21 protein-coding genes and 3 rRNA genes are annotated in these 25923 nt (G+C 68.0%); 16 read left to right on the top strand and 8 right to left on the bottom strand.

Features of this window, described 5'->3' with window-relative positions:
* Nucleotides 1-118: 118 nt before the first annotated feature.
* The 3 genes from E1294_RS38975 (at nt 119) to rrf (ending at nt 5262) form a co-directional block, all read left to right on the top strand.
* Nucleotides 119-1642, top strand: a 16S ribosomal RNA gene (locus E1294_RS38975).
* A gap of 302 nt (nt 1643-1944) precedes the next feature.
* A 23S ribosomal RNA gene (locus E1294_RS38970) occupies nt 1945-5055 on the top strand.
* A 90-nt stretch (nt 5056-5145) separates the two neighbouring features.
* Nucleotides 5146-5262 (top strand): 5S ribosomal RNA (gene rrf, locus E1294_RS38965).
* The 16S, 23S and 5S rRNA genes sit together here, the layout of an rRNA operon.
* A gap of 56 nt (nt 5263-5318) precedes the next feature.
* Here rrf and E1294_RS38960 read toward each other — a convergent pair.
* Nucleotides 5319-6131 (bottom strand): SAM-dependent methyltransferase, encoded by an 813-nt coding sequence (locus tag E1294_RS38960; RefSeq protein WP_246083609.1) that lies wholly within the window; start codon nt 6129-6131, stop codon nt 5319-5321.
* Between the two features lie 1164 nt (nt 6132-7295).
* Here E1294_RS38960 and E1294_RS38955 point away from each other — a divergent pair.
* Entirely contained in the window at nt 7296-8429 is a 1134-nt protein-coding gene (locus tag E1294_RS38955; RefSeq protein ID WP_246083608.1) for a hypothetical protein, read from the top strand.
* A gap of 79 nt (nt 8430-8508) precedes the next feature.
* On the opposite strand, the gene E1294_RS38950 is transcribed toward E1294_RS38955, so the two are convergent.
* Nucleotides 8509-9435 carry an MBL fold metallo-hydrolase gene (locus E1294_RS38950; RefSeq protein WP_132515988.1) on the bottom strand — a complete coding sequence of 309 codons (927 nt, stop codon included), beginning with the start codon at nt 9433-9435 and terminating at the stop codon, nt 8509-8511.
* Between the two features lie 112 nt (nt 9436-9547).
* Between E1294_RS38950 and E1294_RS38945 the strand changes: the two genes are divergently transcribed.
* Nucleotides 9548-9967, top strand: a complete 420-nt coding sequence (locus E1294_RS38945; RefSeq protein WP_132515987.1) for a single-stranded DNA-binding protein — start codon at nt 9548-9550, stop codon at nt 9965-9967.
* A gap of 476 nt (nt 9968-10443) precedes the next feature.
* Here the strand turns inward: E1294_RS38945 and E1294_RS56485 are convergent, their stop codons facing one another.
* Nucleotides 10444-12279, bottom strand: coding sequence for a DUF1015 domain-containing protein (locus E1294_RS56485; RefSeq protein ID WP_281284579.1), 1836 nt, complete (start codon nt 12277-12279; stop codon nt 10444-10446).
* Nucleotides 12280-12399: 120 nt separating this feature from the next.
* Here E1294_RS56485 and E1294_RS38930 point away from each other — a divergent pair, with 120 nt between their 5' ends.
* The gene (locus E1294_RS38930) at nt 12400-12822 is read left to right on the top strand and encodes a tetratricopeptide repeat protein (RefSeq protein WP_132515986.1); all 423 of its coding nucleotides are present in this window, start codon (nt 12400-12402) and stop codon (nt 12820-12822) included.
* Nucleotides 12823-13167: 345 nt separating this feature from the next.
* Here the strand turns inward: E1294_RS38930 and E1294_RS38925 are convergent, their stop codons facing one another.
* Entirely contained in the window at nt 13168-13608 is a 441-nt protein-coding gene (locus tag E1294_RS38925) for a TipAS antibiotic-recognition domain-containing protein (protein WP_220448174.1), read from the bottom strand.
* 78 nt (nt 13609-13686) lie between these two features.
* Here E1294_RS38925 and E1294_RS38920 point away from each other — a divergent pair, with 78 nt between their 5' ends.
* Entirely contained in the window at nt 13687-14658 is a 972-nt protein-coding gene (locus tag E1294_RS38920) for an HAD-IIA family hydrolase (RefSeq protein WP_132515984.1), read from the top strand.
* A 25-nt stretch (nt 14659-14683) separates the two neighbouring features.
* On the opposite strand, the gene E1294_RS38915 is transcribed toward E1294_RS38920, so the two are convergent.
* The 4 genes from E1294_RS38915 to E1294_RS38905 form a co-directional block, all read right to left on the bottom strand.
* Nucleotides 14684-15460 carry an ABC transporter permease gene (locus E1294_RS38915; protein WP_132515983.1) on the bottom strand — a complete coding sequence of 259 codons (777 nt, stop codon included), beginning with the start codon at nt 15458-15460 and terminating at the stop codon, nt 14684-14686.
* Nucleotides 15457-15837, bottom strand: coding sequence for an ATP-binding cassette domain-containing protein (locus E1294_RS57540; protein ID WP_281284580.1), 381 nt, complete (start codon nt 15835-15837; stop codon nt 15457-15459). Before E1294_RS57540 ends, E1294_RS38915 begins: the two co-directional genes overlap by 4 nt.
* 13 nt (nt 15838-15850) lie before the next feature.
* Nucleotides 15851-16207, bottom strand: coding sequence for an ATP-binding cassette domain-containing protein (locus E1294_RS57535; RefSeq protein ID WP_281284578.1), 357 nt, complete (start codon nt 16205-16207; stop codon nt 15851-15853).
* A 70-nt stretch (nt 16208-16277) separates the two neighbouring features.
* A complete protein-coding gene (locus E1294_RS38905; protein ID WP_425465251.1) occupies nt 16278-16634 on the bottom strand; it encodes an SCP2 sterol-binding domain-containing protein in 357 nt (118 codons plus the stop codon).
* 115 nt (nt 16635-16749) lie between these two features.
* Here E1294_RS38905 and E1294_RS38900 point away from each other — a divergent pair, with 115 nt between their 5' ends.
* The 9 genes from E1294_RS38900 to E1294_RS38860 form a co-directional block, all read left to right on the top strand.
* On the top strand, nt 16750-16962 hold the full coding sequence (locus tag E1294_RS38900) for a hypothetical protein (protein ID WP_132515982.1): 213 nt from the start codon (nt 16750-16752) through the stop codon (nt 16960-16962).
* Complete coding sequence (locus E1294_RS38895) at nt 16959-17771, top strand: TlyA family RNA methyltransferase (RefSeq protein WP_132515981.1); 813 nt, start codon at nt 16959-16961, stop codon at nt 17769-17771. The genes E1294_RS38900 and E1294_RS38895 overlap by 4 nt, the downstream gene beginning before the upstream one ends.
* The gene (locus E1294_RS38890; RefSeq protein WP_132515980.1) at nt 17768-18667 is read left to right on the top strand and encodes an NAD kinase; all 900 of its coding nucleotides are present in this window, start codon (nt 17768-17770) and stop codon (nt 18665-18667) included. Before E1294_RS38895 ends, E1294_RS38890 begins: the two co-directional genes overlap by 4 nt.
* Nucleotides 18668-18812: 145 nt before the next feature.
* Nucleotides 18813-20522 carry a DNA repair protein RecN gene (gene recN / locus E1294_RS38885; RefSeq protein ID WP_132515979.1) on the top strand — a complete coding sequence of 570 codons (1710 nt, stop codon included), beginning with the start codon at nt 18813-18815 and terminating at the stop codon, nt 20520-20522.
* Between the two features lie 73 nt (nt 20523-20595).
* On the top strand, nt 20596-21792 hold the full coding sequence (gene steA / locus E1294_RS38880; RefSeq protein ID WP_132515989.1) for a putative cytokinetic ring protein SteA: 1197 nt from the start codon (nt 20596-20598) through the stop codon (nt 21790-21792).
* The gene (locus E1294_RS38875) at nt 21789-22769 is read left to right on the top strand and encodes a copper transporter (protein WP_132515978.1); all 981 of its coding nucleotides are present in this window, start codon (nt 21789-21791) and stop codon (nt 22767-22769) included. The genes steA and E1294_RS38875 overlap by 4 nt, the downstream gene beginning before the upstream one ends.
* Before the next feature lies 1 nt (nt 22770).
* Nucleotides 22771-23634, top strand: a complete 864-nt coding sequence (locus E1294_RS38870; protein ID WP_132515977.1) for a hypothetical protein — start codon at nt 22771-22773, stop codon at nt 23632-23634.
* A gap of 72 nt (nt 23635-23706) precedes the next feature.
* Nucleotides 23707-25335 carry a murein biosynthesis integral membrane protein MurJ gene (murJ, locus tag E1294_RS38865; RefSeq protein WP_132515976.1) on the top strand — a complete coding sequence of 543 codons (1629 nt, stop codon included), beginning with the start codon at nt 23707-23709 and terminating at the stop codon, nt 25333-25335.
* A 173-nt stretch (nt 25336-25508) separates the two neighbouring features.
* Nucleotides 25509-25923, top strand: a 415-nt coding sequence (locus E1294_RS38860) for a glycosyltransferase (RefSeq protein WP_165977710.1), incomplete at its 3' end; no start/stop codon positions are given.

The following is a 25923-nucleotide window of genomic DNA, read 5'->3' as shown; positions in this document are numbered from 1 at the left end:
ACGCGTGCGTTTCTTGAGAACTCAACAGTGTGTTAAAAGCCAGTGCATGATGCACAACCCCGTCTATCGGCGTTGAGTCGATTCGACGGATTCCTTTTGTTTGGTTGGGTTCAGACCTTTTTTGGAGAGTTTGATCCTGGCTCAGGACGAACGCTGGCGGCGTGCTTAACACATGCAAGTCGAGCGGAAAGGCCCTTCGGGGTACTCGAGCGGCGAACGGGTGAGTAACACGTGAGTAACCTGCCCCTGACTCTGGGATAAGCCTGGGAAACCGGGTCTAATACCGGATATGACCGCCTCCGGCATCGGGTGGTGGTGGAAAGTTTTTCGGTTGGGGATGGGCTCGCGGCCTATCAGCTTGTTGGTGGGGTAGTGGCCTACCAAGGCGACGACGGGTAGCCGGCCTGAGAGGGCGACCGGCCACACTGGGACTGAGACACGGCCCAGACTCCTACGGGAGGCAGCAGTGGGGAATATTGCGCAATGGGCGGAAGCCTGACGCAGCGACGCCGCGTGGGGGATGACGGCCTTCGGGTTGTAAACCTCTTTCAGCAGGGACGAAGTTGACGTGTACCTGCAGAAGAAGCGCCGGCTAACTACGTGCCAGCAGCCGCGGTAATACGTAGGGCGCAAGCGTTGTCCGGAATTATTGGGCGTAAAGAGCTCGTAGGTGGCTGGTCGCGTCTGCCGTGAAAGCTTAGGGCTTAACCCTAGGTCTGCGGTGGATACGGGCCGGCTAGAGGTAGGTAGGGGCAAGTGGAATTCCTGGTGTAGCGGTGAAATGCGCAGATATCAGGAGGAACACCGGTGGCGAAGGCGGCTTGCTGGGCCTTACCTGACGCTGAGGAGCGAAAGCGTGGGGAGCGAACAGGATTAGATACCCTGGTAGTCCACGCTGTAAACGTTGGGCGCTAGGTGTGGGGGTCTTCCACGATCTCCGTGCCGGAGCTAACGCATTAAGCGCCCCGCCTGGGGAGTACGGCCGCAAGGCTAAAACTCAAAGGAATTGACGGGGGCCCGCACAAGCGGCGGAGCATGTTGCTTAATTCGACGCAACGCGAAGAACCTTACCAAGGTTTGACATCACCCGGACAGCTGCAGAGATGTGGTGTTCTTCGGACTGGGTGACAGGTGGTGCATGGCTGTCGTCAGCTCGTGTCGTGAGATGTTGGGTTAAGTCCCGCAACGAGCGCAACCCTTGCTCCATGTTGCCAGCGACCTCTTTCGGGAGGGTTGGGGACTCATGGGGGACTGCCGGGGTCAACTCGGAGGAAGGTGGGGATGACGTCAAGTCATCATGCCCCTTATGTCTTGGGCTGCAAACATGCTACAATGGCCGGTACAGAGGGTTGCGATGCCGTGAGGTGGAGCGAATCCCTAAAAGCCGGTCTCAGTTCGGATTGGGGTCTGCAACTCGACCCCATGAAGTCGGAGTCGCTAGTAATCGCAGATCAGCAATGCTGCGGTGAATACGTTCCCGGGCCTTGTACACACCGCCCGTCACGTCACGAAAGTCGGCAACACCCGAAGCCCGTGGCCCAACCACCGTGTGTGGGGGGAGCGGTCGAAGGTGGGGCTGGCGATTGGGACGAAGTCGTAACAAGGTAGCCGTACCGGAAGGTGCGGCTGGATCACCTCCTTTCTAAGGAGCGCATTCGCCCGTCACCGCCGGATGTGTGGTGGGGTGACAGCTCACTAGTGGAGCACTGGCTAGTCAACCGGGCAGGGTTGTCGGCGTGCTAGTACCGTCCATCGTTTCAGTGGTGGGAGTGGGAACGGGCGTGTGGGAGTTCGGTCGGGTTGGGCACACTGTTGGGTCCTGAGGAAACGGGCGTTTGCTTGTTTGGCTCAGTGCAGGGCTGTTGAAGAGTCGGGTGGTGCTTGGCTTGGATGTGGTTGCTGTTTGTTGTTTGAGATTTGCATAGTGGACGCGAGCATCTTTGTGGCCAAGTTTTTTAGGGCACACGGTGGATGCCTTGGCATCAGGAGCCGATGAAGGACGTGGGAGGCTGCGTTAAGCCTCGGGGAGTCGCCAACCAGACGTTGATCCGGGGATGTCCGAATGGGGAAACCTAGCACCAGTCATGTGGTGTTGCCTCCGCTTGAATGTATAGGGCGGTTGGTGGTAACGCGGGGAAGTGAAACATCTCAGTACCCGTAGGAAGAGAAAACAAGAGTGATTCCGTGAGTAGTGGTGAGCGAAAGCGGATGAGGCTAAACCGGGCGTGTGTGATAGCCGGCAGGCGTTGCATGTCCGGGGTCGTGGGACCTTCTTGGAGGAGCTGCCGTTTCTCCGAACAGTGATAAACCTGTCTGGTAGTTGAAGCCTCTGGGAAGGGGCGCCGTAGACCGTGAGAGCCGGGTAGACGAAAGTGGATGGGCTGTTGGAGGGGATCCCAAGTAGCACGGGGCTCGAGGAATCCTGTGTGAATCTGCCAGGACCACCTGGTAAGCCTAAATACTCCCTGGTGACCGATAGTGCACGAGTACCGTGAGGGAAAGGTGAAAAGTGCCCCGGTGAGGGGTTGTGAAAGAGTACCTGAAACCGTGTGCCTACAAGCCGTAGGAGCTTACAGGAGCTTTCGGGTTCTTGTGTGATGTGACTGCGTGCCTTTTGAAGAATGAGCCTGCGAGTTATGGTGTGTGGCGAGGTTAACCCGTGTGGGGGAGCCGTAGCGAAAGCGAGTCTGAAGAGGGCGTTTGAGTCGCATGCTGTAGACCCGAAGCGGAGTGATCTACGCATGGGCAGGTTGAAGCTCAGGTAAGACTGGGTGGAGGACCGAACCCACCAGGGTTGAAAACCTGGGGGATGATCTGTGTGTAGGGGTGAAAGGCCAATCAAACTCCGTGATAGCTGGTTCTCCCCGAAATGCATTTAGGTGCAGCGTTGCGTGTTTCTTGCCGGAGGTAGAGCACTGGATGGCTGATGGGCCCGACAAGGTTACTGACGTCAGCCAAACTCCGAATGCCGGTAAGTGAGAGCGTGGCAGTGAGACTGCGGGCGATAAGGTTCGTAGTCGAGAGGGAAACAGCCCAGATCACCGACTAAGGCCCCTAAGCGTGTGCTAAGTGGGAAAGGATGTGGAGTCGCAGAGACAACCAGGAGGTTGGCTTAGAAGCAGCCATCCTTGAAAGAGTGCGTAATAGCTCACTGGTCAAGTGATTCCGCGCCGACAATGTAGCGGGGCTCAAGCACATCGCCGAAGTCGTGGCACTGATGCGAGTGATCGTGTTGGTGGGTAGGGGAGCGTCGTTCAGCCGGTGAAGCAGCAGAGTGATCTAGTTGTGGAGGCTGTGCGAGTGAGAATGCAGGCATGAGTAGCGAATCGAGGGTGGGAAACCCTCGCGCCGGATGACCAAGGGTTCCTGGGCCAGGTTAATCCGCCCAGGGTAAGTCGGGGCCTAAGGCGAGGCCGACAGGCGTAGTCGATGGATAACGGGTTGATATTCCCGTACCCGCTTCAATGCGCCCATACTGAACCCCTTGATACTAAGAGTCCTTAAGTCAGTCGTCTCTTCGGAGGGGATGTTAGACCGAACGCTCGGCCTGATGGGGTAGTAGGTAAGCGATGGGGTGACGCAGGAAGGTAGTCCAGCCCAGGCGATGGTTGTCCTGGGGTAAGCATGTAGCCTGTGCTGTAGGTAAATCCGCGGCATGTGTGGGTGAGATGTGATGCCGAGCCGATTGTGGTGAAGTGGATGATCCTATGCTGCCGAGAAAAGCCTCTAGTGAGTGTTGTGGCGGCCCGTACCCTAAACCGACTCAGGTGGTCAGGTAGAGAATACTAAGGCGATCGGGTGAACTGTGGTTAAGGAACTCGGCAAATTGCCCCCGTAACTTCGGGAGAAGGGGGACCTCTGCTGGTGAAAAGCCTTTGCGTTTGGAGCTGGTGGGGGTCGCAGTGGCCAGGGGGAAGCGACTGTTTACTAAAAACACAGGTCCGTGCGAAGTCGTAAGACGATGTATACGGACTGACGCCTGCCCGGTGCCGGAACGTTAAGGGGACTGCTTAGTCGACTTTCGGGTTGGCGAAGGTGAGAACTTAAGCGCCGGTAAACGGCGGTGGTAACTATAACCATCCTAAGGTAGCGAAATTCCTTGTCGGGTAAGTTCCGACCTGCACGAATGGCGTAACGACTTCCCCGCTGTCTCAACCGCAGACCCGGCGAAATTGCACTACGAGTAAAGATGCTCGTTACGCGCAGCAGGACGGAAAGACCCCGGGACCTTCACTACAGCTTGACATTGGCGTTTGGAGCGTCTTGTGTAGGATAGGTGGGAGACTGGGAAGCTCGGACGCTAGTTCGGGTGGAGTCATTGGTGAAATACCACTCTGGTCGTTTTGAACGTCTAACTCTGGTCCGTGATCCGGATCGGGGACAGTGTCTGGTGGGTAGTTTAACTGGGGCGGTTGCCTCCTAAAGGGTAACGGAGGCGCCCAAAGGTTCCCTCAGCCTGGTTGGCAATCAGGTGTTGAGTGTAAGTGCACAAGGGGGCTTGACTGTGAGACTGACGGGTCGAGCAGGAGCGAAAGCTGGGACTAGTGATCCGGCATCGGCGTGTGGAAGCGGTGTCGCTCAACGGCTAAAAGGTACCCCGGGGATAACAGGCTGATCTTCCCCAAGAGTCCATATCGACGGGATGGTTTGGCACCTCGATGTCGGCTCGTCGCATCCTGGGGCTGGAGTAGGTCCCAAGGGTTGGGCTGTTCGCCCATTAAAGCGGTACGCGAGCTGGGTTTAGAACGTCGCGAGACAGTTCGGTCCCTATCCGCTGCGCGCGTAGGAGACTTGAAAGGGGCTGTCCCTAGTACGAGAGGACCGGGACGGACGAACCTCTGGTGTGCCAGTTGTACCGCCAGGTGCACGGCTGGTTGGCTACGTTCGGAAGGGATAACCGCTGAAAGCATCTAAGCGGGAAGCTCGCCTTGAGATGAGGTCTCCCGCCCTGTGAAGGGGTAAGGCTCCCGGTAGACGACCGGGTTGATAGGCCGGGTGTGGAAGCATGGTAACGTGTGGAGCTGACCGGTACTAATAGGCCGAGGACTTGACCACAAAGCATACTTTCTTTCTTTTTGGGTTTTGCTCGCGTCCACTAGGCAATTCTGAGACAGCAAGCGGTTGTGTTTGTTGGTTTCATGGGGTTACGGCGGTTATGGCGGGAAGGAAACACCCGGTTACATTCCGAACCCGGAAGTTAAGCTTCTCTGCGCCGATGGTACTGCACTCGGGAGGGTGTGGGAGAGTAGGTCACCGCCGGACAATTGTTGAGGGGGCCCCGACGCCAAGCGCGTCGGGGCCCTTTTTGTATGTGCGGCTCAGGGTAGCTGAGGGCGGGCCACGAAAACGCCCCAGCCCAGGTACTGGCGCCCGTATTCGAGATGTGAGCGGCGCGCTTGGGTGAGGAAGTCGCGCATGGCGGGAGCGTCGGAATCGTCGGGGTTCTCGCGTAGCCAGTCGCTGATCGTCCACCATTGGCTGGCCACATACCTGTCCCAGCCGTCCTGGTCGGCGAGCACCATTTCCAGGAGCTCGAAACCTGAATCCTCGAAGCGGTCCGCAGTGTCGGCCAGCGACGTGAACAGGCCATCCGCTATGCCGAGCGTCTCGTACGCCTCCTGTGGCGGCGGCGTTATCCAATAACACTCACCGACCAGGGCGATGCCGTTCGGACGGAGATGCCGGCGCATCAATGACAGCGTGCCCTGAAGGCCATCGCCGATCCAGGTCGCGCCGATACAGGACACGATGTCGAACGACTCTGGGGTGTCTTCGTATGTGGCTGCATCGGCTTCCACCAGATTGAGTTGATCGGCGACGCTGAGTTCGTCGGCGCGGGCTCTGGCGGCTTCCAGAAAGACCTTGCTGATGTCCACGCCGACGCCCTGAACTCCATATTCCGCCGCCCACCGAGAAAGCAGCTCGCCTTTTCCGCAGGCGAGGTCGAGTTGGCGGGAACCGGAGGCGATGCGGCAGATCCGGCCCAGGAGATCCAGCTTTTCATCGGTCAGGGGATTGAGCGTGCGGTGGTTGGACTCGGCTATTTCATGGAAGCGAAGTGACATGCTGGCCAGTCTTGCTGATTGGTCGATTTCCGGTCCAATCATTAATTGGGTTGCCAACAGGCTCATGGACGCGTCAGGGCTTGCTACCCTGGAAGGACCGGGCCACCCCACAGGTGGCCTTCGTCGCGTTAGGCCCGAGGGCGGGCGGCGACCAGCCCCGGCAGACCGTTGTTGTGAGTCCGCCGGGTGAGCCAACGAAATGGACCAGAAGTGAACAGAGATAACGGATCGGACGGCGGACAGCGCGGCCGCGGGGACAACGAGGACCGGCACTCCGGCGGGGGCGGCCGAAGCGGCGGCTACGGCTCGCGCGGGCGCGACTCCGGCGGTGACCGTCCGTTCCGTTCCGACGACAGGTCGCGCTCGGACAACCGAGGAGACAGAGGACCGCGGCGGGACGAGGGTCACCGCGAGCCGCGTGGTCCGCGTCGTGAGGGTGACGATCGTCGTTCGTTCCGGGATCGGGATGATCGGGGTCCGCGGCGTGAGGGCGGTTACGGTTCTGGTCGTGAGGGCGAGCGTGGTCCGCGTCGTGAGGGTGGATACGACCGTGGTCCCCGTCGTGAGGGTGGCTATGGGGAGCGGCGTGAGGGCGGTTATGGTCCTCGTCGTGACAGTGATCGTGGTCCGCGGCGTGAGGGTGGATACGACCGTGGTCCGCGGCGTGAAGGCGACGATCGTGGGGCTCGGGGGGGCGATCGCCGTCCGTTCCGGGATCGGGACGATCGTGGCCCGCGGCGTGACAGTGATCGTGGTCCGCGGCGTGAGGGTGGATACGATCGTGGTCCGCGGCGTGAAGATGATGGCCGTCGTTCGTTCCGGGATCGGGATGATCGGGGCCCTCGCCGTGAGGGCGGTTACGGTCCTCGCCGTGAGGGTGGATTCGATCGGGGTCCCCGTCGTGAGGATGATGACCGTCGGCCCTTCCGGGATCGGGACGATCGCGGACCCCGTCGCGGCGGTGGCTATGGGGAGCGGCGTGAGGGCGGTTACGCCGCTCGCGGTGACAGCGGCCCTCGCGATGGCCGGCCGTTCTCCCGGGACGAACGCGAGGAGCGCACCGGATCCCGAGCCAGATACGGCAGGAGCGATCGCGAGGCCGAGGCGCCACAGCGCGAGCGGCTGCCCGAGGTCGCGCCCGACATCACTGCGGACGAACTCGACAAGGAAGTCCTGGAAGAACTCCGTTCGCTGCCCGGTGACCTCGCCGACCTGGTCGGCCGGCACCTGGTGGCCGCCGAACGCGCGCTCGAGGACGACGACCCCGACCGGGCGCATGAGCACACGAAGGTCGCGCGCAGGTTTGCGGCGCGCATCGGTGTCGTGCGCGAGGCCGCCGGCATCGTCGCCTATCGCGCAGGTCATTTCTCCGAGGCGCTGAGCGATCTGCGGGCGGCCAGGCGGATGACGGGCTCGGATGCGTACCTCGCGGTCATGGCCGACTGCGAGCGCGGCCTCGGCCGTCCGGAAAGGGCCATCGACCTCGTACGCTCGCCGGAAGCCGAACGTCTCGACAGGGGCGGGCGTATCGAGTTGACCATCGTCGAATCCGGGGCCCGGCGCGACCTGGGCCAGCACGACGCCGCCGTGATCACCCTGCAGCGCCTGCCCGAGCTTCGCGATCCGCAGCCCAAGCCGTGGTCGGCCCGGCTGGCGTTCGCCTATGCGGACGCACTGGCCGATGCCGGTCATCAGGAGGCGGCCACCGACTGGTTCGGGAGGGCGATGGCGTTCGATGAGGACGGGGAGACGGACGCGGCAGAACGGTACGCGGAGTTGACCGGTGCCGTCATTGAGGACCTCGAGGAGGACTTCGACGAGGAAGTCCCAGACGACGGCGAGGCCGAGGCCGAGGACCTTGCCACGGGGGACCTCCTGGAGAGGGAGGCGAAGCAGATCAGGGCCGTCGACGTGGCGGATGCGGAGCAGGCGGACGTACCTGATGAGAAGGGCGCGGCCGCCCAGGAAGCGCCCGGGCCACAGCGAGCTTCGGCAGGCGTTCAAGGCGTCGAGGTTCAGGATGCAGACGTTCGGGATGCCGAGGTCCGGAAGGCCGACGTTGTGGATCCCGAGGATCGGGACGGCGGCGTTCGGGACGCCGACGTAGCGGACACGGTGGCTCAGGACGAGGACCGAGACGCTCGGGACACGTACTCGGACGCTCGGGACGCGGAGCCGACAGTTAGGGACGAAAGGCCGGAGCAGGGCGAGAAGCCGCAGAACCGCGCGGCTGATCGGCAGGATGCCCCCGCAGCCAAGGATGAGCATGGCGAAACCCCGGCTATCACACCGGCGTTCATCGAGCCTGACTTCGGCGACGTGCTAGATGAGCCCACCTCAGACCGGCCCAAGACGGACGACTGACACCGGGCACCCCGCCGCTACCCGATCCGGGCGGCGGGGCGTCGCGTCCCCGGGCTGCCATCCGGGAAACGATCACCTGTCACGGTGAGACGCGGTCGAGCCAGTGGAGAATCCCCGCCACGTTCGAGGGCGCTCCGCTCAGCAACTCGAAGTGCTCGGCCGTCGGGTCGTCGGCCTTGAGCGCGGTGTAGCGCTCCTTGGTGCGGTCTCTGACCATGGCGACGGCGTGGTCCAGGTCCATGCCCTCGGAATGGGCCTGGCGGGTGAGATCAACCCAGACGCGGAGCTCCTCCGCGGACCGATCAAGAGTCTCCTGGACGGCGTCGACCGGCCCGTAGTGGCTGAACAGCAGGCGTCGCGGCCCAAGCGCCCCGAACAGCGCGATCGAGTCGAGCGCCGTCTGCAGGTCGAAGTCCGGCGGAGGTGTCGCGGGGCGCAGATCGCCCGTCTCGGGCAAGTAGACGCCTGCGGCGTCGCCGACGTACAGATCGCCGGTGGCGGAGTCGACCAGCCCCACGTGGTGTTTGGCGTGCCCGGGCGAGTAGTGGCTGCTCAGCGTGCGCCCGTTGCCCAGGTCGATGGCGCCGGTGTCGCCGAGGGCGACGATGCGCTCGGACTCGGTGGGGGACAGTTCGCCGAAAAGCGTGTCGAGACGGTCACCCCAGACCATGCGGGCACTGGCCATCAACCGGGCTGGATCGGCGAGGTGCCGGGCCCCCTTCTCGTGGACGACGACCTGGGCGGAGGGGAAGAATCTGGCGATGTCTCCCACGCCTCCGGCGTGATCCAGGTGAATGTGGGTCACCACGACGGTGGCCAGATCCTCCGGTCCGACGCCGAGTGACGCGAGCGCGTCACGTACCACGGGAGCAGAGGTCGAAGTGCCCGTCTCCACCAGGCACGGTCGATCGCCCAGAATCAGATAACCAGCCGTGATGCCCGAGTATCCCGCCATCCTGGTGTCGATCTCATAGACGTCGCCGCCCAGAGCGGTGATGTTGTCCACAGGCACTCCCGCGCGTTCAGCCGTTTTCCCCAGAACGGCATTCCAGCCGGTCCGGCTTTCTCCTCATCGTAGAGAGTGATCTCCACCAGAGCACCGACAGGGAGGATGACAAGTGGACCGCAACGAGGTCTTGCTGGTGGGGAGGCTGTCAGCGGCGGCCGAGGAGCACGCGCTGCCGAGCGGCGACACCGTGACGAAGTGGCGCGTCATCGTGCGCCGCCGACGGCACAGGCGCGGAGCCGCCCTGACGGACAGCGTTCCGTGTGTCACCTTCAACCCGGAGGTCGCCGCCATAGTCCGCACTCTCAAACCTCGCGACTACATCGAAGTGGCAGGGGCATTCCGCTGCCGGGTCTTCGGCCCGTCGGCGGCCAAGATCTGGAGGTATGAGGTGGAGGTGAGCTCCGCCAAACCGTTCGAGGCCGAGCTCACCGAACCCGCCGACCCGGCCACCGATCCGCCCCCCGACTCCGAGGGGAGTGTCACCGCCCTGATCCCCAGACAGGTGGCCTACCTGGCGCGAGCCAGCTGACCTCGGTCTCTCGCCGGGCCCCGCACGGCCTCGCGCATGCACAACCACGCGAGGCCCGCAGGGCTGCGCGTCCGCCCAACTCTGCGAGGTCCGTAGGGCGCTGCACGCGCCCAACCGCGCGGGGTCCGTACGGCAGCGCACACCCCGCGAGGTCGTCGGGCTGCGCCCAGTCCCGCAAGCTCGCGGGGCTGCGCTCACGCCCAGCCCCGCGAGATCCTTTACGGTTGTCCCGCCGCTCGCGTTGGCGGCACAGTTCGTATGGTCGTCGCAGCCGTGGACGGCCGCGGACGGGCGATCGTACGAGCCGGGTTGACAACGAAACCTTGCGCGGGTCGGTCCTTCCGCAGCCGTACGGCGCCTTCGAGGGCGGGCGCTCATGCTCGCGGCGACTGAGGACGCGGTCAGGCGGCGGTGTCCGGCTGCCTCGAAGCAGTGCCCTCACCGCACCGGGCCAGCGTTGAGGAGATGGGAGGTCCTCAGTCGATCGCGAACGTGCGGAGGACCAGACCGGTCCTGGGTTTCGGGCCGAAGGAGGTGCTCTTACGGGGCACTCGTTCGCCGCCGGCGGCGACGGCAAGCACCTCCTCGGCCTTGAGCGGTTTGAGAATCACGGCGGTACCACCAGAGCGGGCAGCCAGCCGCACCGCGGCCCACGCGTCGTGATGCACGATGCGCACGGTTCGCTCATCGTCACGCATTCCCCACACCTTGGGCATGACGAACTCGGAAAGGACGGAAGTGTTGAGGGAGTTCCAGCGGCCGGAGCGGTCGGGCGGCATCGCGTGGGCGAGCTGCACCGGGTCGGGATCGGTGAGCAGGTGCGCACCGCTCTCCCCGGCGAGCAGGAACGCCGGCTCCGCGGCCTCCTCGAGCGCCGCCAGTCCCAGTGCCAGATCGTCATAGTCGTGAACGCGCCACGACCCCTTCGCCCTGGCGGCCGCCTCGTCCAGAGGAAGCCCGGGGATCACGCGGTGGATGGCCTTCAAGTCGGGTGGGTACGCGGAGGTGTCGACGAGCAGGGCCAGCCCGAAGTCCCACGGCCCGGCCGTCGACCGGCCCGCGCCCGCCGCAGGGCCGTCCTTATCGGTCTCGGCGCCATCGACCTGTTGAGAAGGGTCTTGCTGCCCAGCCCCGGTGCTATCGGCCTGTTGCGACGCCGGCCCGATCGGTTTCGGCGCCGGGGCGGTCGGCTCTGGATGGGCCGGTCGGGCTGCTGGGTGGGTCGGTTTCGGCGCCTGGTCGGCTGGCGGCGCTGGATGGGCTGGCGGCGCGGGCCGGGGTGGTCGTGCTGTTGGCCCGGTCGGTGTCGCCGTGCGGTCGGCCGGTGGCGGCGTGGGCTGGTCACCGTCGGCGGTCTTCGCCCCGGCAGGGTCGGCCTGGAGGTGGGTTTCGTGCTCCTGGCGCTGGAGGGCGCGGTACGTCGCATACCTGTGGTGTCCGTCGGCGATCAGGGCCTGCCGGCCATGGAGGTCGGCGTTGATAGCGGTGATCTCTTCCGGGTCCGTGATGGCCCAAAGGCGGTGTGTGAGGCCGTCGTCCGTGCGGGCCGACACCTGAGGCTGCCGATCCGAGGCCACCGTGTCGACCAGGCGGCTGGCGGTGCCGTTCGCGCCGTCGTAGAGGAGGAAGATAGGCTCGAGGTTGGCCTGAGTGGTGCTCATCAGAGCGAGCCGGTCGGCGACGGGGCCCGGCATGACGTCCTCGTGCGGGAGGATGATGCGCTGTTCGGGGTCGGTCAGGCCCACGTCTCCGATGAGACCGCGCTGCAGCACGCCTGCCCCGCTCTGCTCGTAGACGTAGAGCGCCGGCACGTCGTCGGCCACCAGCACGCCCGAGTCCAGCCACGCCTTCAGCGTGGCCCTCGCCTCGGTGTACCGCGATTCGAGCGGTGCCTGGGCCGGTGGGGGAGTCACGGCTCCGGGTTGCCTTCCGAGCGGCACCTGGGTCCGCGGGGAAGACACGGCGGCGGATCGCTTCTCGGGCGCCGTGCCAGCGTGGGGACTTCCGCGTCCTGTGTCGGGGTGGGGGCTCTCGGGTCCTGTGTCGGGGGAGGAACGAGTGCTGCCGGCGGGCTGGGTCTCGGTGCCTCGCCCGGGGGCGGAAGCGGAGGACGAATCACCGGCGGACGAGCAGGGAAGGATGAGCCTGACGACGTTGTTGGGGTGGGAGTTGAGGAGGGCTTCTACGTCGGCGTCGGAGATCAGGTCGTACGGCGGGGAGGTCACCTTGGCTGGATCTTCGACAGCGAAACGCACGCCCCGGAAGGGCCGTAGCACCAGTCCATCAGGCACCGGCAGTTCAGGAGTCCCCATACCGGGCATGCTCCCATAAATGTCTACGCCGTCCGGAAGTCGCCCCGGGGTTGCGGGCGGTCCCGTTCCGCAACAGGGCGAAACGGGGATCATCATTCAGAGATGAAGGAGTCCTCACGCATGGATCAGAGTGGCAACGTTCACGATGAGAGCTCGGGAGCTCCTGAGGGCGGTGTTTACGACTGGTATCAGCGTGGGGTGAGATTGTTGCAAGACGGCAGTCCGGCGGCGGCCGCGGCTCTGCTGGAGAGGGCCGCTGCGGCTGAGCCGGAATCACGCAGCATCTTGGAGGCGCTGGCCAGGGCGCAGTTCAACTCCCGGCAGTACGCCGAGGCGGCGGCCAGTTTCCGTCAGATCGTGGACGCCAATCCAGCTGAGGATTACGCCTATTTCGGGCTCGGATTGTCGTTGTGGCGGACCGGGGATGTGGAGAGCGCACAGGAACCGCTGGCCATCGCGGTCGCCATGCGGCCGGACGAGCGGCATTACGTGTCCGCGTTGAAGAGCGTCCGCGCGACCCTGCGCGCGCGCCGGGAGATGTAGGCATCTGGTCAGCCAGGCTGTCGCAGGACACACACGGCGGTCGGCCGGTTCGGGGAACTGCGTGAACGATGGTGGCGTGGTGTGTCGATCCGGTGGCGCCGGTGCACATCGGTGGTATTGCGCCTCCATGGGGCGTCGCGGGTGAACGCGCAGACGCACGCCGGTGGTGTACGTGACGGCTGGTGGATGGGTTGTTGTCCGGTGCTGTGTGTGACGGCTTGTCGTCTCGTGCGCTCCGGTGTTGCGCGCAATGGCCGGTGAATACGCGCTCCGGCGTTGCGCGCAACGGCCCGTCGTCACCCGCTCCCCGGGTGGTCCCCGATCTTGCCGGGCTGGATCAGGGGCTTACGCGTCGTGGCGGGTGGCGTTGGCCGCGATGGCCGTCTGGAAGTAGGCGGCCAGTCCCGGCGCCGTCTCGTCGATGGAGGCGGTGAAGCGGGAGTCCGACACGTACAACTCGCCCAGACCGCGGTGGATCTCGTAGGTGCAGTCGTAGCACCAGCGGGTGAGGTGGGCGCGGTGCTCCTCAGCGAGGTCCATCGCGGACGCTCCGTCCGCCGGTGCGCCCGCCCGCATGACGTCGGCCATGCGGGCGTAGATGCCCGCCGCCTCGGCCATGAATCGCTTCCAGCCCTCCTTCGTGAACGACGCGGTGCGCCGTTGCGCGTCAGTCCAGGCCTGGGTGCCGCCCCAGAGCCGCTCGGCCTCCGCCGCGTGCTCATCCGGATGGAAATCGCCGAACAGCTCGGTGCGTTCCTCGGTAGTGAGGTTCAGTTCCGCGGACATGGTCATCCCTTCTGCGGTTGCGTACGAGGACGACGCTAAAGTCTCACGCGACGTGAGAGTCAAACGGGAAGAGGCGCTGTGCTGATCGACGGCTATGACACCCTGCTGCTCGACCTCGATGGCGTGGTCTACCTGGGCGGTTACGCGGTGCCCGGGGCTCCGGCGGCGCTGGAGGAGGCGCGGCGGAAGGGCGTCCGGCTGGCGTACGTGACCAACAACGCCTCCCGGACGCCCGCGGCCATCGCGGCGCACCTGCGTGAGCTTGGGGCGCCCGCCACGGCCTCCGACGTGGTCACGTCCGCTCAGGCTGCCGCCCGGCTGGTCGCGGAGCGGGTTCCGCCGGGGTCGAACGTGCTGGTGGTCGGCGGATCCGGGCTGCGGCTGGCCGTACGGGATCGGGGGCTGCGGCCCGTTTCGGCCGCCGCCGAGTCCCCCGCGGCCGTGGTGCAGGGGATCGCGCCCGGTCTGTCGTACGAACTGCTCGCGGAGGGGACGCTCGCGGTGCGGCAGGGGGCGCTCTTCGTGGCCTCCAACGGCGACAGCACGATGCCCACGCGCCGGGGCGAGTTGCCGGGCAACGGGTCGATGGTCCGGGTGATCGCCAGCGCCACCGGAGTCGAGCCGGTGTACGCGGGCAAGCCGGATCCGCCGCTGCACCGGGAGTCGATGCTGCGTACGGGGGCCCGGCGGCCGCTGGTGGTGGGCGACCGGCTCGACACCGACATCGAGGGGGCCTCCAATGCCGGGGTCGAGAGCCTGCTGGTCCTGACGGGGGTGGCCACGCCGGTCGAGGTGCTGACGGCGGCGCCCCGGCACCGGCCCACATACGTCGGGGAGGATCTCGGGACGTTGCTGCGGCCCTATCCCGAGGTACGGGACGGTTCGTGCGGCGGCTGGCGGGCCCGGTGGCGCGAGGGCGTGTTGTGCCTCGACGGTGATGGCAGCCGGATCGACGGGCTGCGGGCCGCCTGCGACGCCTCCTGGTCCGCGGCCGGCGACGGTCAGATCGAGGAGGGCGCCATCAAGCCTGTGCTGGATCGCGTCGGGTAGCGCCGGCCCGGGCGGCGGTCCACGGTCATGCGATCCGTTCGCTGGTCTGGCGGGCGAACTGCCAGGCGCCCACGGTGAGGAGCAGGCCGCAGGCCACGACCAGCGCCGCGAGGGACACCGGCACGCCGCCGCTCCAGCCCCGCAGCACCAGCAGCCGGATGGCCTCAATGGCGTAGGTGAGCGGGTTGACCCTGGCCACGGCCTCCATCCACGCCGGCATGGCCGACAGGGGCACGATCGCGTTGCTCATGAACAGCAGCGGCAGGGAGACGAACCCCGTGATCGCGAAAAACGTGCCGTGCGAGGGCACCGCGCAGGCCAGGGCCATCGCCGCGGACGTGAGCGCCAGCGTCAGCAGGGCCGTCACCGCCAGGATCGCCGGCACACCCAGCAGCCCGGACTCCGGCCGCACGCCCAGGGCGAGCGCCACCAGCAGGATCACCAGCGTCTGAGCCGCGTTCATGCCCGTCTGGAACAGGAACCGCGAAAGGATCAGCGAACTGCGCCTGATCCGCATGCTGAGCAGCTTGTCCAGATAGCCCGTCTCCTTGTCGAACAGCAGCGGCATCGCCGCCGTCACCCCGTTGCCCACCACGGTGAACGCGATGACGCCCGGCACCGCGAACGCGATGTAGTCGCCCGTGCCCACCACCCGGGGATCGACCGCGCCCCCGAGCGCACCGGCGAAGAAGACCAGCCACACGGCCGGCTGCAGCACGCTGAACAGCAGGCTGAGCCGTTCGCGCAACGCCACGAGCAGCCACCGCCTGGACAACGCCAGCACCTCCTGCGCCACCATCATGCGATCTCCTCCCGCAGCGCGTGCCCGGTGTGCCGGAGGAAGACCTCGTCGAGTGACGACGCTCCGATCGCCACCTTGAGCTCGGCCGGAGTGCCGCCGGCCACCTGCCGCCCACGGTCGATGATCGCCAGCCGGTCGCAGAGCCGGTCCGCCTCGTCCATGTAATTGGTGGCCAGCAGCACGCTCATGCCCTCGTCGCGGAGCGAGCGGATGTGCTCCCACAGGTGATGGCGCGACTGCACGTCGAGACCGAGCGTGGGCTCGTCGAGAATCAGCAGCTCGGGCCGGTGCAGCAGGCCGCAGGCCAGGTCGAGGCGTTTCTGCATGCCCCCCGAGTATCCCGCCACGAGGCGATCGGCGCTGTCCGACAGCCCCACCAGCTCCAGGACCTCATGGGCCCTGGCCCTCACGTGCCGCCGCGGCACGTGGTAGAGAGACGCCTCGATCTCTGTTCTCCCTGCCGGTCAGCAGGTAGTGGCCCATGGGCGAGATCTGCTGCATCACGTAGCCGATGCGGCGGCGTACGGCTCCCGCCTCCGTCACCACGTCGAACCCGCACACTCGCGCCGCGCCCGCGCTCGGCGGGAGCAGCGTGGACACCATCCTGATCGTGGTGGTCTTGCCCGCGCCGTTGGGGCCGAGCAGGCCGAAGATCTCCCCGGGCGCGACAGCCAGGCTCGGGCGGTCGACGGCGTGGTGGTCGCCGAAGGCGCGGCAGAGGCCCTCGGTCTCGATGATCGGGCGCATTATTTAACCCTATCTCCTAATAGTTAACGTGTCCATTAATCAATCAGGCGATGGGCGGATCAACGACCCCTCAGATCAGCCGGCGCAGCCGCAGCAGGTCGCCGAAGCTGGCGTCGACCTTCACCCGCCCACCGAGCAGCGCGCGGGCCAGATCGAGCTCCCCGTCGACCAGCGCGATCAGGTCGTCGCTCGCGATCGTGAGCTTGACGTCTGCGGGCTTGCCGTCGGGCGGCGGCATCTCGGCGAACGGGTCGAGCCCCCCGTGGGTCAGACGGCCGTAGAACGTCACGTCGAGGTCGGAGACCCGGCAGCTGACCGTGCGCTCGACGACGTGCTTGGCACGATCTGCCTCGTCGATCTCGTCGAACTGGTCGACGAGCCTGGCCAGTGCCGCCCGGCACTCCTCGACGCTTGCCATGATGCGCATCCCTTCTTCCTTCGCGGACGGTAGCGTTCCACATCAGTAGCACCCCGTACGAGCTTCAACGACTGAGGGGCCCGCCAAGGTCCCGGACGCTCGCGGGAAGCGTTAACGTCGAGACATGAGTGAGCTGCCGGAAGGGACCGGCGACGAGCGGGTCGACGCCATCGTGACCGGCCTCGGCCGTCTGGGCGAGCAGCCGGCGAGCGAGCACGTGGCGATCTTCGACGAGGCGTTCTCCGGGCTGGAGAGCGCGCTGGCGGCCGTGGACGAGCCGGGCGGGCAGGCCACGGGTGGGCAGGGTGCCGGCGAGCGGCAAGCGGGAGAGCGGTGAGCCGCAGGATCCGCCTCGACAGCGAGCTGGTGCGCCGAGGGCTGGCCAGGTCGCGCGAGCAGGCCACCCAGCTCATCGAGGACGGCCGGGTCAGCGTCGGCGGCCGGCGGGCCGGCAAGCCGGCCACCCAGGTCGACACCGCCTCCGCCATCGTCGTGGCCGACTCGCAAGACGGGCCCGACTACGTCTCGCGCGGAGCCCACAAGCTGCTCGGCGCGCTGGAAGCGTTCGAGAGCCTGGCAGTCCAGGGCCGCCGCTGCCTCGACGCGGGCGCCTCCACCGGCGGGTTCACCGACGTGCTGCTGCGCCGCGGGGCCGCGCATGTGCTGGCCGTCGACGTCGGATACGGCCAGCTGGCCTGGTCCCTGCGCACCGACGAGCGGGTGACGGTGATGGAGCGCGTCAACGTGCGCGACCTCACCCCCGGCATGGTCGGCGAGCCGCCCACGCTGGTCGTGGGCGACCTGTCGTTCATCTCGCTCCGGCTCGTGCTGCCCGCGCTGGCCGAAGTGGCCGCGCCGCGAGCCGATTTCGTGATGCTGGTCAAACCGCAGTTCGAAGTGGGTAAGGACCGCGTCGGAGCGGGTGGCGTGGTGCGCGATCCCGGGCAGCGGGCGGGTTCCGTGCGCGACGCCGCCGCCAAGGCTCAGGACCTGGGGCTGACCGTACGCGGCGTGACCGCGAGCCCGCTGCCGGGGCCGTCGGGAAACGTGGAATATCTCCTCTGGCTGGGCAAAGGGGAAGGCGAGCCGCCGGTCGCCGACCTCGACGCAGAGATCCAGCGAGCCGTCGAGGAAGGACCGCAATGAACCGGACCGTGCTGGTCGCCGTACACACCGGGCGTGACGCCGCGGTCGAGAGCGCGCGCCTGGTCGTCGATCGGCTGATCGACGACGGCATCACCGTCAGGGTGCTCGACTCCGAGGCCGGCGAGATCGGCAGCGACCGGGTCGAGGTCGTGCCGGGCGATCCGGGCGCGGTCAAGGACGCCGAGGTCATGATCGTGCTCGGCGGCGACGGGACGTTGCTGCGCGCGGCCGAGCTGGCCAGGCCGGCCGGCACACCGCTGCTGGGGGTCAACCTCGGCCACGTCGGCTTTCTGGCAGAGGCGGAGGTAGCCGACCTGGCCACGGCCGTCGACAGCGTCGTGGCGGGGCGTTACGACGTCGAGGAGCGCATGACGGTCGACGTCGTCGCCAGGCTGAACAGGCAGGTGCTGGCCGACACCTGGGCGCTCAACGAGGCCACCGTCGAAAAGCAGGAGCGCCTTCTCGAGGTGGTCGCGGAGATCGACGGCCGCCCGCTGTCCAGGTGGGGCTGCGACGGCGTGATCTGCGCAACCCCGACGGGCTCGACCGCCTACGCCTTCTCCGCCGGCGGCCCCGTCGTGTGGCCGGAGGTCGAGGCGCTGCTCATGGTGCCCATCAGCGCCCACGCGCTGTTCGCCAAGCCACTGGTCATCTCGCCGCGCTCCACGCTGGCCGTCGAGATCCTGCCCGACACGCCGTGCGGGGTCCTGTGGTGCGACGGGCGCCGCAGGTTCGAGCTGCCGCCCGGCACGCGCGTGGAGGTCCGCAGGGGCGCCGAGCCCGTACGCCTGGCGCGCCTGCACGGCGTGGAGAGCACCGGCGCGCCCTTCACCGACAGGCTGGTGGCCAAGTTCGAGTTGCCCGTGCAGGGATGGCGCGGAAGGGTGCGACCCTGAATGAATGGGGGGGCGGAGCGCGTAGGATCACGTGGGCATGGTGGGCCGCCCCCAGCGGTCCAGCGCCGGCAGCGGCGTCAGCGGCTGCGGGCTTCCGGAGACGATCCGGGTGACCATCAGACAGGGCAGTGAACGGGAGTGGGCAGTGCGACCAAGGGTCGAGGAGGTCCGCATCCAGGGGCTCGGCGTCATCGATGAGGCCGTTCTCGAGCTCTCGCCGGGCTTCAACGTGGTCACCGGCGAGACCGGCGCGGGCAAGACGATGGTCGTCACCGGGCTCGGCCTGCTGTTCGGCGGCCGGGCCGATCCTTCGCGCATCCGGCCGGGCGCCGACAAGGCGACCGTCGAGGGCACGCTCGTCATCCAACCGGGCGGTCACGTCGCCCAGCAGGTTGAGGACATCGGTGGCGAGGTCGAGGACGGCACGCTGATCATCTCGCGCGTCGTTTCCGCGGAGGGCAGGTCTAGGGCCTGGCTCGGCGGGCGCACGGTGCCCGTCGGCACCCTGACCTACCTCGCCGACGACCTGGTGGCGGTGCACGGGCAGATGGACCAGCAGCGGCTGCTCCAGGCGACCCGGCAGCGCGCGGCGCTCGACCGCTACGCCGGCGACGAACTGGTCAAGCCGCTGCGGGCCTACACGCAGGCCTACAAACGCCACAAGAAGGTCACCACGCTGCTCGAGGAGCTGACCACGAGGGCCAGGGAGCGGGCGCAGGAGGCCGACATGCTCCGCTTCGGGCTGGAGGAGATCGAGAAGGTCGACCCCAAAGCGGGCGAGGACGTGGAGCTGCGCGGCGAGGAGGAGCGACTCTCACACGCCGACGCGCTGCGCAGCGCCGCCACCACGGCGCACACGGCGCTGCTCGGCGACCCGATGGAGGCCGCAGGCGGCCCGCACGATGTGATCTCGCTGCTCGGCGAGGCGAAGTCCGCGGTGGAAGCGGTGCGCGACTTCGACGCCCAGCTCGCCGGGGTGGCCGACCGGCTGGCCGAGGCCGGCTACCTGATCTCCGACGTGGCCACCGATCTGGCGGCGTACGCGGAGTCGATCGAGGCGGACCCCGCGCGGCTGGCGGCGGTGCAGGAACGCCGGTCGGTGCTCTCCGGCCTGATCCGCAAGTACGGTGAGGACAGCGCCGGGGTGCTGGCCTGGGCGCAGCAGGCCGCCGTCCGCCTGTCCGAGCTCGAAGGCGACGACGAGCGCATCGACGAGCTGACCCGCGAGTGCGACGAGCTGACCGACCGGCTCACCGAGCTGGCGGCCGAGCTCACCAAGGTGCGCCAGGCCGCCGCCGAGCGGTTCGGCCAGGCCGTGACCGAGGAGTTGACGGCGCTGGCCATGCCGCACGCCAAGGTCGTCGTCCAGCTCGGCCAGAGCGAGGAGTTCGGCCCCGACGGCCGCGACGAGGTGGAGCTGCGGATGGCCGCCCATCCGGCCGCGCCGCCGCTGCCGCTCAACAAGGGAGCGTCCGGCGGCGAGCTGAGCCGGGTGATGCTCGCGATCGAGGTGGTGTTCGCCGGTGCGGATCCGGTGCCGACGTTCGTGTTCGACGAGGTCGACGCGGGCGTCGGCGGCAAGGCCGCGGTCGAGATCGGGCGCCGCCTCGCCCGGCTCGCCCGCACCGCGCAGGTGATGGTGGTCACCCACCTGCCGCAGGTGGCGGCCTTCGCCGACCAGCATCTGGTGGTCGAGAAGGCGAGCGACGGCAGCGTCGTGCGCAGCGGGGTGGTGGCCCTCGACCATGAGGGGCGGGTGCGCGAGCTCTCCCGCATGCTGGCCGGTCTGGAGGACTCCGAACTGGGCCGTGCGCACGCCGAGGAACTCCTGGGGCTTGCAGCGGCGGACAGGTGATCCTGGGTGACATAGTGGACACGCCGCGTCATGCGTGGCCCCTGCGCGGTTTCTCTCTGGCAGGATGGTCATGATGAAGGTTCCGGGAAGCAGGATGCCGGGCCTCCGCGGCTGGAAGGCCGAGAGCCTTCCCGGTGTCAGGGCAGTGGCGAGAATCGACCGGCGAACCAAGAGGCTCACCAAACGCCTCCAGCCGGGGGAAATTGCGATCATCGACCATGTCGACGTAGACCGGGTCAGCGCGGAGGCTCTTGTCGCATGCGAGGCTGCGGCCGTGGTCAACACCGCCGCCGGCATCAGCGGCCGCTATCCCAACCTAGGGCCGCAGATCCTGCTGGAAGCGGGCGTTCCGTTCATCGACAACGCCAATCAGGAGTTGTTCGAGCGGGTCAAGGACGGCGACGTCGTCCGGGTCTGCGACGGCGTCGTCTACCTCGACGATGACATCGTCGGCAAGGGCGACGAGCAGAGCGTCGAGACGGTCGAGGCTGCCATGGCCGAGGCACGCGCGGGGCTGGCCGTCCAGATCGAGGCGTTCGCCGTCAACACCATGGAATACGTACGCGGTGAGGGCAGGCTCCTCATCGAAGGCGTCGGCGTGCCCGAGATCCGCACCTCCATGGAGGGCAGGCACGTCCTCATCGTGGTGCGCGGCTACCACTACAGAGAAGACATCGCCACGCTGCGGCCCTACATCCGCGAATACCGTCCGGTGCTCGTCGGCGTCGACGGCGGCGCCGACGCGCTGCTGGACGCCGGCTACCAGCCCGACGTGATCGTCGGCGACTTCGACTCGGTCTCCACCAAGGCTCTGACCTGCGGTGCCGAGCTCGTCGTGCACGCCTACCGCGACGGCCGTGCCCCCGGGCTCGAGCGCGTCCACGAGCTCGGCCGCGAAGCCGTGATCTTCCCCGCCACCGGCACCAGCGAGGACATCGCGATGCTCCTGGCCGACGACAAGGGCGCCGAGCTGATCGTCGCGGTCGGCACGCACGGCACGCTGGAGGAGTTCCTCGACAAGGGCCGCCCCGGCATGGCCAGCACCTTCCTCACCCGCCTGATCATCGGCAGCAAGCTCATCGACGCCAAAGGCGTGAGCAGGCTTTACCGCAGCCGCATCACCACGCCGCAGCTCCTCCTGCTGGTGATCACCGCGCTGATCACCATGGGGGTCGCGCTCTTCCTCTCGCCGATCGGCCAGACCTGGCTGAACGGCCTGCAAGACGCCTGGAACGCCTTCATCTTCTGGCTGGTCGGACTCTTCTCGTGATCGATTTTCGTTACCACCTCGTCTCCATCGTCGCCGTCTTCCTGGCCCTGGCGGTGGGAATCGTGCTGGGCACCACGCTGTTGCAGGAGCCTGCGGTCAAGTCGGCGCAGGAGATGACGGCCGCGCTCACCAAGACGAAAGAGGAGCTGCGCGGGCAGATCGACACGCTGCAGGGCCGTGAGGCCGCCAGCGACGCGCTCATCACCTCCATGACGCCCGACATCGTGGCGGGCGACCTGGCCGGGCAGAGCGTGCTCCTCATCGAGACGCCCGGCTCCAGCACCACGATCCGCGAGGCGGCGCAGCAGGTGCTCGGCCAGGCGGGCGCCGAGATCTCCGGGCGCGTCACGCTGACGGAGAAGTTCCTCGACCCCAAGGGCGCCGGCGTGCTCGACGGCCTGGTCAACCAACTCAAACCGGCCAACATGATCTTCCCCGAGACCGCCACCGCCTGGGACCGCGCCGCCACGTTGCTCTCCGCCGCCCTGGTCACCACCGATCCCGCCCAGGTCGGCACCCCCAACGCCGCCACCACCGAGGTGCTAAGCGCCTTCGAGACGGGAGGGCTGCTCAGTGTCGACGGCGACCCCGGCAAGCGGGCCACGCTCGTTGTGGTGCTCGCGCCGGAGAAGCCGTTCGAAGGGGAGAACGCGGAGACCCAGGCGGGGGCGATCGCCTCGATGGCCGACGGGTTCGACGTGGGCGGCAACGGCACGGTGCTCGCCGGAGGCCCGGCCGCCGCCACCGCCGTCCCCGGCGACCCGATCGGCCACACCCGCGACGACAGCGACATCGCCAAGCGCGTCACCACCGTCGACACGGGCGACATGCCCCTGGGCCGCGTCGTGATCGTCCAGTCGCTCCAGGAGCAACTGGCCGGGCGCTCCGGTCACTATGGCGTGGGCATCGGGGCGTCGGCCCCCATGCCGGCGGTGACGTCCGCCACTCCATCCCCCACCAGCGAGTCAGGGAGCTGACATGCCTGCCAGCCGGGCCCGTAGCCTGCTCTACGCCCTTGCAGGCGCCGCGATCGGCGCCGTCGCCGCCCGCGCCGCCTACACCGCGTTCACCCGCAACCGGCCGGCCGAGCTGAGCGGCCGGTGGACGCGCAAGAACCATCGCGGCGAGCCCATCACCCTGCTGGAAGGTCCCGCGTTCGTCGCCGGCGCGGGCGCCGCAGCCGCGCTCACGCCCGGCATCCCCGGCCGCGTGCGTGCCGCCGCGCTGCTCGCGGGTGCCGGCAGCGGCGCTCTCGGCGCCTACGACGACCTCTACGGCACCACGGCCTCCAAGGGTTTCAAGGGGCACCTGACCGCACTCGCCCGCGGCGAGGTCACCAGCGGAGCCGTCAAGATTCTCGGCATCGGCGCCACCGGACTCGGCGCCGCCGCCCTCGTCTCCAAGGGCCCCGCCGACACCCTGGTCAACGGCGCGGCCATCGCCGGCGCAGCCAACCTCGCCAACCTCTTCGACCTGCGGCCGGGCCGCGCCATCAAGGTCGGCCTGCTCACCGGCGGGCCGCTGCTCGCCGCCACGGTCCTGCACGACTCGCCCGCCGCCGCGGCGCTGACCGCCGTCCCGCTCGGGGCCGCGGCCGCGCTGCTGCCCGACGACCTCGGCGAGCGCGCCATGCTCGGCGACGCCGGCGCCAACTCCCTGGGCGCGCTGCTCGGGCTCGCCGCGGTGGCCAAGCTCGGCAGGCCCGGCCGCTACGTCATGCTCGGCACCGTCGTGGCCCTGACCGCGGCCGCGGAGAAGATCAGCTTCACCAAGGTCATCGCCGGCAACCCCGTGCTCAACCGCCTCGACATGATGGGCCGCCGTCCCGTCGACCCCGCGTGATCCGCCGGCCGCGTTTGTCGGTACGACCTGCCAGGATGTCTGCGTAAGCATGATCGTGCGCGGGGAGGCGGCGTGCGGGTGGTGACGGCGCGGGGCGTTGCCGGCGGTGCCCTGCTCATCGGGGCGCTCACGGTGCTGGCACGCATCGCCGGCTTCGCCAAGCAATATGCCTTCGCACAGACGGTCGGCACCAACTGCCTGTCCACCGCCTACATGACGGCCAACCAGATCCCCAACATCGTGTTCGAGGTGGTCGTCGGCGGCGCCCTGGCGGGGATGGTCGTTCCCGTCCTCGCGGGGGCGTCCGGGCGCGGCGCGGACACGGCTGACGACGGCGGGCCCGGCGAGCGGGCAGGGCGGATCAGCTCGGCGCTGCTGACCTGGGTGGTCGTCGTGCTCGTGCCGCTGGGCGTGCTCACCGCGCTGCTCGCCGAGCCGATCACCGGGCTGTTCTTCGGCGACGTCATCGACAACTGCCGCGACGCCGGCGCGGTGACGGCCGTCGCCACCCGGATGCTGGTCGTCTTCGCCCCCCAGGTCCCCCTGTACGGCGTCGCCGTCGTGCTCTACGGCGTGCTGCAGTCACACAAGCGTTTCGCCGGGCCCGCAGTCGCGCCTCTGGTGTCCAGCATCGTGGTCATCGTCGCCTACCTGCTGTTCGTGCCGCTCAGCGGCGGATTCCGCGACCCCGCCGAGGTGCCGCGGGCGGCCGAGCTGACGCTGTCGATCGGCACGAGCCTCGGGGTGCTGTCCCTGGTGCTGGCCGTGGCCGGCCCCGTGGCCCGCCTGGGGTTGCGGTGGCGGCCCACCTTACGTTTCCCCAGCGGTGTGGCCGTGCAGGTGCGCAGGCTCGCCCTGGCCGGGATCGCGGCCCTCCTCGCCCAGCAGGCGGCCATGATCGTGGTGCTGCTGCTGTCGAACAACGCGATCGGCAACGGCGCCATCACCGTCTACAACTACGCGTGGGCGATCTACCTGATGCCGTACGCCGTGCTGGCCGTGCCCATCGCCACCAGCGCGTTCCCCCGGCTGTCCGCGCAGGCCGCCGACCCGGAGGCGTTCTCCGCGCTGGCCGCGCGCACGACGCGGGCCGTGGTGCTGGTGTCAGGGCTGGCCGCCGGGGTGCTGGCCGCCGCGTCAGGACCGGGGGCCGTGGTGTTCCTCGGGGCCAGGAGCGAGGTGCCCGCGTCCGAGCTGGCCGCGGCGATCGCCCTGTTCGCGCCCGGGCTGGTGGGATACGGCCTTATCGCGCACGCGAGCCGGGTGCTGTACGCGGCCGGCCGTGGCCGGGCGGCCGCCACCGGCACCGTGGCGGGGTGGCTGGTGGTGATGGCCGCGCAGGTCGTCTTCGTGCTGCTGCTGCCCGAAGGGTGGAAGATCGGCGGGATGGCGCTCGGCATGAGCGTGGGCATGAGCGTGGGCGGGGCGCTGCTGCTCGCCTCGGTCGTGCAGGCCCGGGGGCGCGGCGCCGTGGCGGGGCTCGTCAGGGCCGTCGGCGCCGGCGCTGCCGGAGGGACGCTGGGATACCTGGCGGGGGCATCCGTGGCCGGATGGCTGGGGTGGGACGGCGGCTGGGCCAGCCTGGGGGCCACGGTGGTGGCGGCCGCCGTCGCGCTGGCCGTGGGCGTCGCCGTCGTGGCACTGGCCGACCGGCCCGACGCCGCGGCCGTCGCCGAGCTGCTGCGGCGCAGGCGGACGTGACCGGCGGGCATGGTGTGATGGAGCGCCGGTTGAGCGAGGCGCGGTGTGCTGCGGTGCGTGTGCTGGGCGGTCGTGAGCGGGCGCGTATGGCGAGCGGGCGTGTGCGGTGTGCAGTGAGCGGGTGTCTGCGGGGTGCGGGCGTGTGCCGGCGGGTCAGGAGGAAGGAGAGGGTCATGCGGGTGGCTTTCGTACTGGGCACCGCGTCCGGAGGCACGGGGCGGTATGTCCTGATGTTGGTTGAGGGGCTGGTGCGGCGGGGGCACCAGGTGCTCGTGCTCGGGCCACGCAGCGTGGAGGAGCAGTTCTCGTACGCCGGGGCCGGCGCGCGTTTCGTGGAGGTCGCCGTCGCCGACCGGCCGCATCCGGTCAACGACCTGCGCGCGGTGCTGGCCCTCAGGCGGCTGACGCGCGACGCGGACGTGGTGCACGCCAACGGCTTGCGGGCCGGGGCACTCGCCGCCCTGGCCAGGCCGGGCACGTTGGTCGAGCGGGGCACGGCGGCAGGCCCGGACGCGGCGGCGGCGCCGGGTGCGGCCGCAGGTTTCGGCGGGAGCTCTGGGACGGCGGTGGAGCCGGGCGGGGCTGACC

This window comes from Nonomuraea diastatica (assembly GCF_004349015.1).
In the GTDB taxonomy this organism is placed as follows: domain Bacteria; phylum Actinomycetota; class Actinomycetes; order Streptosporangiales; family Streptosporangiaceae; genus Nonomuraea; species Nonomuraea diastatica.
This window is presented reverse-complemented; position numbering and strand designations above follow the sequence as displayed.